Source organism: Chryseobacterium jejuense, from assembly GCF_017877355.1.
Lineage (GTDB): Bacteria > Bacteroidota > Bacteroidia > Flavobacteriales > Weeksellaceae > Chryseobacterium > Chryseobacterium jejuense_A.
On the sequence record NZ_JAGIPR010000001.1, the window covers coordinates 308,404 to 321,629 of the forward strand.

Genomic DNA, 13,226 nt, shown 5'->3' on the forward strand with positions numbered 1-13,226 from the left:
ATTTCTTCCTTCTCAAAATTAATTCTTACCTGTTTTTTCCTTGCCAATTTCATTCCTGATCCAATCTAGCTGGGGATCTTTTTTATCAATAATATCCTGCATACTTTCCTTGATCTCTACATCAGGAACAACTCCTTTTTTAGTATCTGAAAAATCAATATTTGGCTGTACCAGAAGTAACCCGATTGGAAATCTGATCTCAGAATTCGGAAGTTTCTGAAAAGAATAAAAGCCGGCTACAGTTCCGTCATTGGCACCTCCGGTTTCTTCACCCACAAGAGTAGCTCTTTTATCATTCTTAAGCTTTGCTGTAATAATAGAAGAGGCAGAGAAGCTTCCCCCGTTAATCAGAACAAAAATTTTACCGTGAAAAGCTCCCTTATTGGGTTTTGTAGGTTTGTCAGCTTTCATTTTGTAGAAAACCTTTCCATCTTTTTTATAAGTACTGAAAGCCTGGGCAAAAAAGTAACTTGGATAAGAGATGCTTTTAATAGCATAGTCTAACGGAGTACTTTTTCTAAAATAATTGGTCCTTAACGGGATATCCCTTGAGGTAACCTGAGAAGGTTTTATTAAGGTAAAAGGCTTATCCGTAAGATAGGAATACAGATTATTGATTTCATAAAGAGAGCCACCATAATTATTACGGACATCTATGATGAGGTAATCTGCTTTTGCATTTTTAATCTTCGCAAATGTTTTTCTATAAAACTCGTCCGAATATTCTCGGGAAAAGCTTTTCACTTTTATATAAGCAATGGTGCTGTCTTTATCCAGAAATTTAAAGCTCCGGTTATAAGAATTGCTGGCTGCAACATAATCATTCAGCTTTCTTTCCTGAGTCCGTTTATTCATTTCCTTATCCTTTCCAATATCAGTATCAGATTTTGATTCTCTGCTTAAAGTATAAATATGTTTTTCACCTTTATAAAGAGTTTCCATCGTTGCTCTGTCGGCAAGTCCGTTTTCTGCAGTATAATAATTGAAGAATAAATCCTTCAAAAAATAAGGCTGGAAAGTGGTATTATATCCATCACTGCTGATAAGGTTTCTGTATTTTTTGATATATTCTGAAACCGGAACATTATCTATAGACAGAATTTCAGTTCCCGGTTGAATATTTTCAATAGAATCTTTGTTTTCTGTAATATACATCTGATCACCGGAAATATAATATCCGAATCTGCTGAACAGTCCTTTTTTTTGTTCTAAATTCTTAATTTCCTTTTTGGTGAATTTTTTTCTGGGAACTCTTAATGAAAGATGTCCTTCCCGTATTCCTGCAATCACAGGTTGAAGTTTAAAATAAAACTGAAGCGGGGTAAGTGGCTCATTAATAGTTTGCTTAAGACTGTCGAACTTATGTTCCAATTCCTGCTTGGGAATATACCAATACAGTTGTGGATGCATCTGCTGAAGTTTTGAGTAGGCAAAATCCACATCTTCTTTAAGCTGCTCCGGGGGAATACATGAAGCCCGCTGTTCATTGTGTCTTTTAATAGATGCACAGGAGGAAAGCATGGCCAGAATAAATATTACCGAGTATTTTTTCAATAGATCTTTGAGTTTTTTTAAGCCGCTAAAATAGAAAGATTAAAATTAATCATCACTTAAATGAATAATAAATTTTCTGAAACACATGATAAATTTAGTTAAAAAAATGTACTCAAATGCATCTTATTTTCATATAAGAGCAAAACTCGGTACCTTTGATGTTTATTTTTACAAATGATGTATTGGATTCTTGCGGTTGTGATTTTATTGGCAGCAACCTATTTTATAGTGATAAATGGAGCCGCATTCGGAGCCGTGCCCAAAGGAAAACGATTGGATCGTATCAGACAGTCGAAGCTTTACAGAAATAAACAATTTCAGAATATCAGCCATACACCATCTCTTGCTGAAGGATACAAGATGACCAAGGTTACTTATGATTTCTTTTTAGGTAAAAAACATCCATTGTTAAAACCTTTAAAGGAAATTCCTTCTATTCATACGGACTTGAAAAGTCTGGATAAAAATACGGATATTTTTATCTGGTTGGGACACTCATCTTATTATGTACAGACAGATGGAGTTTCATTTTTAATTGATCCTGTATTAAGCCTATATGGTTCACCTTTCAAATACTTTAACAAAGCTTTCAAAGGATCTGATATTTTTAAACCTGAAGATATTCCTAATCTGGATTATCTTGTGATTACCCACGACCATTTTGACCATCTGGATTATCCTACGGTTAAATCAATTAAAGATCGTACAAAGATGGCTATTGTTCCATTAGGAGTAGGAGCACATCTGGAACGGTGGGGATATGCAGAGGATCAACTCATTGAGGAAGAATGGGATGCAGACGTTGAATTGAAAAATGATATAAAGTTAATCTTTACACCAGCCAGACACTTTTCCGGCAGAAGACTAAAGCAGAATGACACTCTTTGGACTTCCTATGTACTGCAGACTCCTACAAAGAAAATCTTTCTTGGTGGTGACAGCGGCTATGATTCGCACTTTAAAATGATAGGGGAAAAATACGGTCCTTTTGATTTTGCAATCCTTGAAAACGGACAATATGGGGAAGCATGGAGATATATCCACACCTTACCCGAAGATACTATTCAGGCAGCAATAGATATAGATGCCAGACATATTATTCCGGTTCATACCGCTAAATTTTCACTGGCGCTTCACCCATGGAATGAACCTTTACAAAAAATAACAAGCTTAGGTACAGAAAAAGGGTTGGAAATCCTTACTCCGAAAATCGGAGAGGTGGTAGATCTGAATCGTAAAGATCAGCAATTTACTGTCTGGTGGGAAGACTGATTAAGCATGCCAGATATCCTTATATCTTCTGGGATGATTTTCAAATTGCTGACGGACAAAATCACATTCCGGGTCTACAAGCAAATCTTTTTCTTCTGCATAGCGAACCAACTCATCCAGTAGTAACTTGGCATAGCCTTTACCCTCACGTTCCTCGTCAAGCTTGGTATAATATACAATAAGAAGTCTTCCGTCAACCTCGATGGACATATAACCTGCTTTTTTCTCATCAATAAACAACTGCAGTTCATCCTGATATGGAGATACCATAAATTTTATATTTTCCATAATTACTGAGATTTGGTTGATAAAAAAATAATCTTGAGAACTCCCGAAAGCATTCTCTTCCTTAAAATTACAAAATTATTTAACATGAAATAATAGTTTTTGAGAATCTTAACGAATTTTATAAGAAGATTAGATAAAAGATCTTGTCATTAAAAAACTATCACCCTTGCACATAACCATACGGATATCAGCATCAATAGGGGCGGGCTATAATCCTGAGCATAAACAGAAGGTTTACGAACGAATTTCACGAAGGAAGCCCGGCCGCTCAAAAGATTAAATCATTCCATTGTCTTTAGCCAAAACTTAAAAATTCCGTTTTATTCATGATTTATATGATTTGAGGTGTGAAATTGCAATCAGCTGACATCCATAAATTATAAACTTTAAACCATGAACCTTAAACCCATACCTCTGTTTAATAATATATACAACAATAAAGGTGCTGTATTATTAGCAATTGTAAATCACAAAACTTATTGAAATTTGCACATTATTTAAAAGATAATCAGTTATTTATGATTTTTGTTAACAAATATTGGGAATTACGATCAATAATTGGCACTTTAATTGACTATTTCATTGTGTTTAATTTAAAAGAGGAATGAAATGAAAAAGTTATTGCTAACCGCATTTTTGGTTGGGACGTTCAGTCTGAGCTATGCCCAATCGGATTATTATAATGATTATAGAAGAAGTATTTCAGATATCAACTGGCAAACCGTGGTTGCAGATCTGTTGCTTTCCACAACACAAGCCAATCAGGTTTATGCATTAAATGACAGATATCGCAATTATGATTCATGGAATAGAGTCTATGTGGTAGAGCCAGGAAGATGGAGAGGAGACCGATATTCAGAATTGGAAAGAATTCTTGGTAGAGAAAAATATATCGTTTTTAAAAAGAAATATTATAGAGGAGAAAATCCTGTTATTGTATACGGAAGAAAAAATGATTATAAAAAATACCGTAAAGAACAGGAAAAATACTATAAAGAAAGATCCAAGTATTACAAAAAACAGAATAAACACAACCATGGGCACCATGGTGACTGGGATTAACCATTATCAATTTTTATATATATTCACTATTGAAATGGCTGGCATTCGTGCTGGTCATTTTTTTGTTATGAATGATGAATAATAAAAACAATATCAAAAGGAATGGACTTTAGCTCATTCAAATAAATAAACAATCTTCATCCGGCTTTAGCCAAAACTTAAAAAACTCTATGATTTATTTATCATTCCGATATGAATATTAAAGGTTTATTCAGGCAAATAGTTTATATAAAATATCAATAAATATTAACGGAACAACAGAACTTCCATCATCCATCTTCCTGCCCATTAATCTGCTTTCCATTTAAATAAACAATTATATTCCTTGATTTGTTTGAATTTTATAACTTTGAGCTATGGAATCCAACGAATCAATACAAAGTTTTTATGAACGGAATGCTCCCGGTTTAGGACCTCTATGTTTAGGAGCCAACAAAATGGGGCACTTTAATGTGTTTTCGCGAGATCACTGTTCTCTGTTATCACCATACAGCAGGAGAGATTATTATAAGATTTCATTGATTATAGGAAAGGGGAAGCTTCATTATGCGGATAAATGGATCTATGTAGACCGCCCTGCATTGTTGTTTTCCAATCCTATTGTTCCTTATTCCTGGGAAGCAGATGATGACGATCAGAAAGGCTGGTTTTGTCTTTTTACAGAATCATTTTTACAGAATGGAAGCCGTTTAGGAAATCTTCAGGATTCACCATTATTTAAAATTGGTGGAACTCCGGTTTACTTTTTGGAAGAAGAGCAGCAGAAAACACTTTCGGATCTGTATATCAGAATGATGGCGGAAATTGAATCGGATTATGTTCATAAATATGATATGCTGAGAGCTTACCTTCACCTGATGATCCATGAAACGATGAGAATGCATCCGGCAGAAACGTTTGAGCCTTATCAGAATGCATCCCAAAGAGTAGCATCCTTATTTATGGAGCTGCTGGAAAGACAGTTTCCGATTGACAGTCCTGAAGCTTTTTTGAAGCTAAAAACGCCCAATGATTATGCACAGAGCCTTTCTATTCATGTTAATTCTTTAAACCGTTCCGTAAAAGAGATTACAGGGAAAACTACTAGCCAGCAGATTACAATGAGAGTTATTCAGGAAGCTAATGCCCTGCTAACCCATACAGACTGGAATATTGCTGAAATTGCCTATGGACTAGGCTTTGAAGAACCTGCTTATTTTACCAATTATTTTAAAAAACAGACTGGGATAGCTCCCAATACCCTAAGAACAAACCTTGTTTGATTTTTATAATTCTTAGTTTGAATTCTATATCAAAGGAGACTGTTTCATGTTCTAATTTTGTCCTATAAATTTAAAACCAAAACCATTATGAAATTTAAAAAATTAGGAAACACCGGTGAACAACTTTCTGCTATTGGATTAGGCTGTATGGGAATGAGCTTTGCTTATGGTCCGTCAGATGAACAGGAAAGTATCAGTACTTTGCACAGAGCATTAGATTTAGGCGTTAACTTCTGGGACACAGCGGATATGTATGCCAATGGAGAAAATGAAAAGTTAATTTCTAAAGTCTTAGTACCTAACAGGGATAAAATTTTCATTGCTACTAAATTCGGATTCAGATTTAAAGATGGAGTAGCTAGTCATAGCGGTGCTCCGGGAACTTATTTCGATGGTTCTCCGGAATGGATCAGACAAGCGGTAGATTTAAGCCTTCAAAGGTTAAAAATAGATACCATAGATCTGTATTATGCACACAGGGTAGATCCAAATGTCCCAATAGAAGAAACTGTAGGAGCAATGGCAGAGCTGGTTAAAGCGGGTAAAGTAAAATATATAGGACTTTCTGAAGCTTCAGCAGAATCTATCAGAAAAGCCAATAAAATTCACCCGATAGCTGCTTTACAGTCAGAATATTCTATCCTTACCAAAGATGTTGAGCATGAGATCCTGCCAACCATCAGAGAATTAGGAATTTCCTTGGTGCCTTACTCACCATTGGCAAGAGGACTCTTCGCTAACATTAATGAAGTACAGAACCTTGGTGATGATGATTTCAGAAAATCATTACCCCGTTATCAGCAGGAATACCTTGAAAATAACACGAAATTAGCTAATGAAATCAACGAGTTTGCAGCTTCCAAAGGAGTAAAAGGAACTCAACTGGCATTAGCATGGGTATTAAACCAAGGAGATGATATTATCCCAATCCCAGGAACCAAACGTATCAAATATCTGGAAGAAAATGTTGCTGCGGCTAATATTGAGCTGTCTCAATCTGATTTGGATACGATTGATGCCATTCTGAAAAAATATCCTAATGTAGGGGAAAGATATAATGAAGGTTCAATGAAATTGGTCAATAACTAAAGACTATACTTACACTGAGTTTCTGAATGGCAGAAGCTCAGTTTTTTCTATAAAATACATGACATTCATTGACGTAGAATATTCCATATAAGGGAATGTTATTTGAATTATAGTGAATGTAGAAACATTACTTAAATTATGAATAGAAGAGAATTATTGAAAAGCGGGTTGCTGGCTGGAACATTAAGTTTTATACCTTTTTCCAATGTATTTGCAGAAACAAAAATCATCTCGAAAAAAACAGGAGATGATCTTTCCGGATTTAAAAAGATTAAACTCGGAGAACTGGAGCTGTTTGTTCTGACAGACGGATACATTCATGAAGAAAACCTGAATTCATTTGCCCCAAGAGGAAATATTTCTGAATTGAAAACAATCCTTAAAGATAACTTCCGGGCTGATCACTACATTGATATGGCAGTTAATATTCTGCTTGTTAAAACAAAAGAAAAACTGGTGCTAATGGATACCGGGATGGGAATATTTGCGGATGAAAGAACCGGGTTTCTGTTAAAAAGTCTTCAGAAAGCGGGATTTTCAGCACATGATATTACGGATGTATTTCTCTCTCATGCCCATCCGGATCATATCGGCGGAGTGGTAGATAAGCAGAATAAACTTGTTTTTCCCAATGCTTCCATTTTTATTTCAAAAATAGAACACGATTTTTGGATGAATGCTTCCATTAAAGATTTTAATAACAGCGCTTTGAAAGCTCATCCCGAAAGGCTTAACCAGATTATTCCGGCCCTTCAGAATATATTGAAAGCTATTCAGCCAAAGTTGAAATTCTATGATTTAAACAAGACGCTGTATAATCATTTCAATTTTCAGTTAGCTCCAGGACATACTCCCGGTTTAACTGTTACTACAATATCATCAGGAAATGAAAAGCTGATGTATATTGCTGATCTTATTCACTCAGATGTTATTCTTTTCCCTCATCCTGATTGGGGATTTTCAGGAGATACAGATCTGGATATTGCGGCCGCTTCAAGAAAGAAATTGCTTAAACAGCTGGCAGATACAAAAGCCAGGGCATTTGCTTCCCATTTGCCATGGCCAGGACTGGGCTTTACGAAGATAAAGACTCCTGGATTTGAATGGATTCCTGAGAGTTTTATGAATTGAGATAGCTTTTAAAATATTCAATAGGAGCGGGCTATTATCCTGAGAATAGTCGAAGGAAGCCCGCTCTCATTATAAAAAATCATTCATCTGGCTTTAGCCAAAACCTAAAGATAGATTGCTCAAATTTTCAAAGCATAATTTATCATTCTTAGCTTATCGAAGAATCTCTAAAAATTATACTTCAAATTAAATCCAGTAAAGAAATACGCCTTACTCGATCCCGGATTCACATCCGTATAAATGGCAGCATTGTTATACTGGTTATCCTTATCAGTATCATTAATGCTGTTTCCATAGAAAAGGAAGGTGTAATTGACCTGGCTGGTAAGATTGTTTCCGGCTACAAAAACATCCAGATCCCACTGATTGAAACTGTGTTTATAACCGATCTTGGAGTTTAAAAGGCCGAAGCTTTTCACCTTATTGCTATTGGTGAAATCGGTGTAAACACTTCCCATATAATTATAGGTATTCTGCCAGTACAAACCGATGTTGGTATTAAAATCCAATCCTACTGATATCTTTGTTTTAGGAACACCTACCACGTTAGCTTTATCTCCGTTCTCTTTAAAATAAGTGGAGTATTTAAAATCATTATAAGTGTAACTTACAAAAGGTTGAATTCTTGAAATAAATAAATTTTTCGGTTTGTAAGAATAGCCTACACTCATTTCCAAACCTTTATTTTTCTGTTCTCCAGTGTTTGCCCAGTAAGTATAAGGCGTTTGTTCCGGATTAGACATTCTTCCGCCTAGCTGAGTAAGCTTATCTTTAATATGGATGCTGAATAATGAAAACTGATAATCTATAGAAGTATCATCTATCAGTCCCTGAATACTGAAATCCCACATTCTGGCTTTTTCAGCCACAAGATTATCATTCGTCACATTCAAACCAGTGATAAAAGCTGTTACGGAAGTAGGAGCGTTATATCCTTCACTGTAACTAAGATTAAAGATCTGGTTGTTCCATGTTTTTTGCAATGCAAAATGAGGGCTTGCCACTGCTTTGAACTTCTTATCAAAGGACAGGTCTTTATTATACAGATCTTTACCATTGACAATAAACAATCCCGGAAGCGCTAAGAGGTCCTTCCTTTTATAACTAAGCTGATTAATACTTACTCCTGCAAGGAACATTAAATCCCAGGGTTTATAAGTGATTTTTTCAACCGCAAAATAGTTGGACTGATTGTTTGTATTATTGAAGTAAGAACCATCGTACAGAGGCCTTAAGACTGGCTCTTCTGTTATTTTTACACTTTTATAGCGATAATTGGTAATGGTGGATTGTGATTGCTGAATTTCTACCCCAAATTCTGTCTGACTTTTGAAATGTTCCCACTCCTTATTAAATTCAAATACAGATCTGAGTCCATAATTAGAAAAAGAGGAGGTTTCATTAGCTCCTGCCGCAATTCTTTCACCAGTAGTACCAGTATAGAAAACGGTGGTGTTATTTTTGAAATTGGGAGTGATCTTCCAGATATGTCCGATTCCTACCCTTGAAGTAACAAATTTTGTTTTCGCTCCACGCCTTATGTAGGCGAAGTTTCCATTATCAATTCCATTATAATAATCGTCATAGGAAATCTGACCGGAAACCTGTTCCAAAGAATTACCATGAGAGGCCAGTAACGTTATTTTCTGATTGGAATTAAGCTTAAATTCTCCATTGATATTATAAAAGTTTTTAATGCTTTTACCATGAGGGCGGTATCCGTCACTTCCAATATGTCCATAATTAGCAGTAATGGAATGATTATCACCCACGCTTGTTGCAGAAGTAGAGCTTTGAAATAATCCGAAAGAACCGGTCATGAACTGTTCTGAAACAGAATTTCCCTTTTTGCTTTCCGGCTGCATATACAACCTTACTGCACCTCCGGAACCTCCGCCATATAATGTGGCTGCAGGACCTTTTATAACTTCTATACGGTTGACCAGTCCGAAATTGACATCATCCAACACCGTAACACCATCAGCTCCGGTAAGCGGAATATTGTTGAGGTACATTTTGATTCCCCAATTGTTGAATTTCTGATCGTTCCCATATCCTCGTATGACAATTCTCTGGCCACCCAACTGGGTTCTTTTTTCTACCTGAACACCAGCCATAGTAGTAAGGCTTTGTTCTATAAATGCTGGATTATTTCGGTTGATTTCATACTCGGAGACTATTTCCGTGGATTGTGCGTGTTTTTTAAATTCTTCCCTTTCTTTTATAACTTTTGATCTCGCATGGATGGCCACTTCATCAATACGATTTTCATTTTTCTGGGCATTAGCAAAAGCGATGGCTGATAAAGAAAGAGCAAGGATGTAGATCTTTTTCATTAAGATAGTCTGTTTTTTACAAACATATTGAAAAAATGGGAAAACTGAAATGAATCATCTGTTATTTTTAATAATTAGATGGAGTATTGTTAATGTATATTCTGTATAGGTGAATTGTTTTTAAAATTTAAGTTTTATTCAACAAAAAGCCCCTTGAAAAAGGAGCTTCTGTTTATCTTATTTAACCTGTTCAAATTCAAAAGGAATTTTCATTTTTTCATTAGAAATTATAGCTTTTAGTTTTTTACTTTCCGATGAATACTTAATTTGTTTTGGGAAATCCAATGAATCATTGATACATGTAAATTCATTGTTTTTTAATTCCGTCATTTTGAATTCAATGAATTGTTTTTCTTTCGGAGTTTTCACTAATAGACTCCATTTTCCATTGGAATTCACAAGCTTCATAGTTTCCTTGCTAATAGTGTCTCCTTTTTGTATAGTAAACCCAATTCCTGAATATTCTGTCGGGCTTATTTTGTTCCAGTTTTCAAAAGTTTCCTTTCCTGCCTTTTCGTTTGATCTTTTCCATTTGCCGGTTAACCAATCAATATTTACAATATTTTCTGTTGCTGGTTGGGTTTCTGATTTTCCACTTTGATTGGTTTTTGTACTTTGGTTACAGGATAAAACTAATATTGATGCTGATAAAAGAAGTAGCGGATTTTTCATGATAATAAGTTTGGTTCTTGTAAAAATATAAAAAAATCCAAAAAAAAGATCGTATTCCTTTGTTGATGTGTTGCCAAAATACAAAAACCTCGCAACTTGCGAGGTTTTTTGTATGATTAATCGAGTCTCTAAAAATTAGATTCCGTCAATAATTTCATTTAAAACAGTGCTTGGTCTCATTGCAGCGTATGTTTTGTACGTGTCAGTTTTGTAATAACCTTCAATATTTTGAGGCTTACCTTGAGCACCAATTAATTCAGCATTGATTACTTCTTCATTTTCTTTCATTGCAGCAGCAATAGGAGCAAACTGAGCAGCCAATTCAGCATCAACAGTTTGGTTAGCTAAAGCTTCAGCCCAATACATTGCTAAATAGAAGTGAGAACCTCTGTTGTCAATCTGACCTACTTTTCTTGCAGGAGATTTATCGGTAGCTAAGAATTTAGCGTTAGCTTCGTCCAATGCATCTGCTAAAACCTGAGATTTTGTATTCCCCTGAGTTTGTGCTAAATGTTCTAAAGATGCCTGTAATGCTAAGAATTCACCTAGAGAATCCCATCTTAAATAGCCTTCTTCAAGGAATTGCTCAATGTGTTTTGGAGCAGAACCTCCGGCACCTGTTTCAAATAAACCACCACCGTTCATTAATGGAACAATAGAAAGCATTTTTGCAGAAGTACCAAGCTCAAGGATTGGGAAAAGGTCCGTTAAGTAATCTCTCAATACGTTTCCTGAAACAGAAATAGTGTCCTTACCTTCTCTTGCTCTTTTCAACGTTTCCGTCATAGCATCTTTAACATCAAGAATTTTAATGTCAAGTCCGTTTGTATCATGATCAGCTAAATATTTTTCAACTTTTTTGATCATTTCTCTATCGTGAGCTCTTCCTTTATCTAACCAGAAAATAGCTGGAGTATCAGAAAGTCTTGCTCTGTTTACCGCTAATTTTACCCAGTCTTGAATTGGGGCATCTTTAGTCTGACACATTCTGAAAATATCACCAGCTTCAACTTTTTGAGAAAGAAGAATGTTTCCACTTTCATCCTGAACTTCTACAGTTCCGTCAGCAGACAATTGGAATGTCTTATCGTGAGAACCATATTCCTCAGCTTTTTGAGCCATTAAACCAACGTTTGGAACAGATCCCATAGTTGTAGGGTCTAGTTTTCCATGCGCTTTCATATCATCAATTACAGACTGATAGAAACCTGCATAAGAACGGTCCGGAATAATACAAACTGTATCTTCTTCGTTTCCATCCTTATTCCACATTTTACCTCCGCCTCTTACAAGCGCAGCCATAGATGCGTCAACAATGATGTCAGAAGGAACGTGGAAGTTAGTAATTCCTTTGTCAGAATTTACCATAGCTACTCTTGGTCCTTCAGCCAAAGCTTTTTCAATATCCGCTTTAATGTCAGCTTCCTGAGCATTTCCTTTGATTTTTTCAAAAAGATCAGCAAGACCGTTATTTGGATTAATATCTAAAGACTTGAAAGTCTCAGCATATTTAGTGAATACCCCTGTAAAGAAAGTCTCTACGATAGCTCCGAAAATAATTGGATCAGAGATTTTCATCATCGTAGCCTTAAGGTGAGCAGAAAGAAGTATATTTCTTTTCTTAGCCTCTTCAATAGCTTCCTGAACAAATACTTTCAAAGCATTAAGGTTCATTACAGAAGAATCGATTACTTCACCAGCCTGAAGACCTGCGAAGTCTTTCAATACTGTTTCCCCTTCATTTCCTTTGAATACGATTCTATATTTTGTTGCGTTTTCTAACGTTGTAGAGTTTTCTGTTCCGTAGAAATCACCAGTGTTCATGTGTGCTACGTCAGTTTTGCTGTCAGAAGCCCAATCACCCATTCTGTGAGGATTTGCTTTTGCATAGTTTTTAACAGCTTTTGGAGCACGTCTGTCAGAGTTTCCTTCTCTTAATACAGGGTTTACAGCACTTCCTAAAACCTTTGCATATTTAGCTTTAATGGCTTTTTCTTCATCATTCTTAGGCTCAGCAGGATAGTTAGGTACTGCGAAACCTTTTCCTTGTAATTCAGCAATAGCGGCATCCAATTGAGGAACAGAAGCAGAAATGTTTGGTAATTTGATAATGTTAGCATCCGGTTGAGTTGCCAATTCTCCTAATTCTGCCAAAGCATCACCAATTTTCTGGTCATCCTTTAAGAACTCAGGGAAGTTAGCTAAGATTCTGCCTGCCAGGGAAATATCCGGAACAGCGATCTCGATGTTTGCTGATTTAGTGAAAGCTTTTACAATAGGTAAAAACGAGTGTGTCGCCAGCATTGGTGCTTCATCCGTTAATGTGTAGTAAATTTTTGATTTTTCTGACATTATACTGTTATTTATTATTTGAAATTAAAGTCCCACAAATTTACTAAATATGATTGTTTTTTTAAGGAATTTTTAAATAAAAAAGAAGCAAAAAGCTTCTTTTCATTTTTAGATCTGAAGAATTGTATATTCTCGGTTCCTTTAAAATTGATATTAAATTCAACTTTGAAGTTTTTAAGAGTGGAGGTTAGGTTGGGAGTTGCATAAA

General features: G+C 35.6%; 10 protein-coding genes. 5 read left to right on the plus strand and 5 right to left on the minus strand.

The genetic code is table 11. The features are described from left to right. Positions 1–18: 18 nt before the first annotated feature. Positions 19–1,554, minus strand: coding sequence for a S41 family peptidase (locus J2772_RS01355; RefSeq protein WP_209912620.1), 1,536 nt, complete (start codon positions 1,552–1,554; stop codon positions 19–21). A gap of 174 nt (positions 1,555–1,728) precedes the next feature. Here J2772_RS01355 and J2772_RS01360 point away from each other — a divergent pair, with 174 nt between their 5' ends. Then, positions 1,729–2,826 carry an MBL fold metallo-hydrolase gene (locus J2772_RS01360; RefSeq protein WP_209912622.1) on the plus strand — a complete coding sequence of 366 codons (1,098 nt, stop codon included), beginning with the start codon at positions 1,729–1,731 and terminating at the stop codon, positions 2,824–2,826. On the opposite strand, the gene J2772_RS01365 is transcribed toward J2772_RS01360, so the two are convergent. Then, the gene (locus tag J2772_RS01365; RefSeq protein ID WP_068943752.1) at positions 2,827–3,114 is read right to left on the minus strand and encodes a GNAT family N-acetyltransferase; all 288 of its coding nucleotides are present in this window, start codon (positions 3,112–3,114) and stop codon (positions 2,827–2,829) included. A 609-nt stretch (positions 3,115–3,723) separates the two neighbouring features. Here J2772_RS01365 and J2772_RS01370 point away from each other — a divergent pair. From J2772_RS01370 to J2772_RS01385, 4 genes are all read left to right on the plus strand, one after another. Continuing rightward, complete coding sequence (locus J2772_RS01370) at positions 3,724–4,176, plus strand: hypothetical protein (protein ID WP_209912625.1); 453 nt, start codon at positions 3,724–3,726, stop codon at positions 4,174–4,176. A 356-nt stretch (positions 4,177–4,532) separates the two neighbouring features. Continuing rightward, entirely contained in the window at positions 4,533–5,438 is a 906-nt protein-coding gene (locus tag J2772_RS01375; RefSeq protein ID WP_209912627.1) for a helix-turn-helix domain-containing protein, read from the plus strand. Positions 5,439–5,525: 87 nt separating this feature from the next. Beyond that, positions 5,526–6,527, plus strand: a complete 1,002-nt coding sequence (locus J2772_RS01380; RefSeq protein ID WP_209912629.1) for an aldo/keto reductase — start codon at positions 5,526–5,528, stop codon at positions 6,525–6,527. A gap of 138 nt (positions 6,528–6,665) precedes the next feature. Then, positions 6,666–7,658: an MBL fold metallo-hydrolase gene (locus J2772_RS01385; protein ID WP_209912631.1), complete on the plus strand. Its 993-nt coding sequence runs from the start codon at positions 6,666–6,668 to the stop codon at positions 7,656–7,658. Positions 7,659–7,825: 167 nt separating this feature from the next. Here J2772_RS01385 and J2772_RS01390 read toward each other — a convergent pair whose 3' ends face one another. The 3 genes from J2772_RS01390 to J2772_RS01400 all read right to left on the minus strand — a co-directional run bounded on the left by J2772_RS01390 (position 7,826) and on the right by J2772_RS01400 (position 13,018). Next, on the minus strand, positions 7,826–9,994 hold the full coding sequence (locus tag J2772_RS01390; protein WP_209912632.1) for a TonB-dependent receptor: 2,169 nt from the start codon (positions 9,992–9,994) through the stop codon (positions 7,826–7,828). A gap of 177 nt (positions 9,995–10,171) precedes the next feature. Next, a complete protein-coding gene (locus J2772_RS01395; RefSeq protein WP_245365052.1) occupies positions 10,172–10,666 on the minus strand; it encodes a DUF6265 family protein in 495 nt (164 codons plus the stop codon). Between the two features lie 135 nt (positions 10,667–10,801). After that, complete coding sequence (locus J2772_RS01400) at positions 10,802–13,018, minus strand: NADP-dependent isocitrate dehydrogenase (protein WP_209912634.1); 2,217 nt, start codon at positions 13,016–13,018, stop codon at positions 10,802–10,804. Between the last annotated feature and the right edge of the window lie 208 nt (positions 13,019–13,226).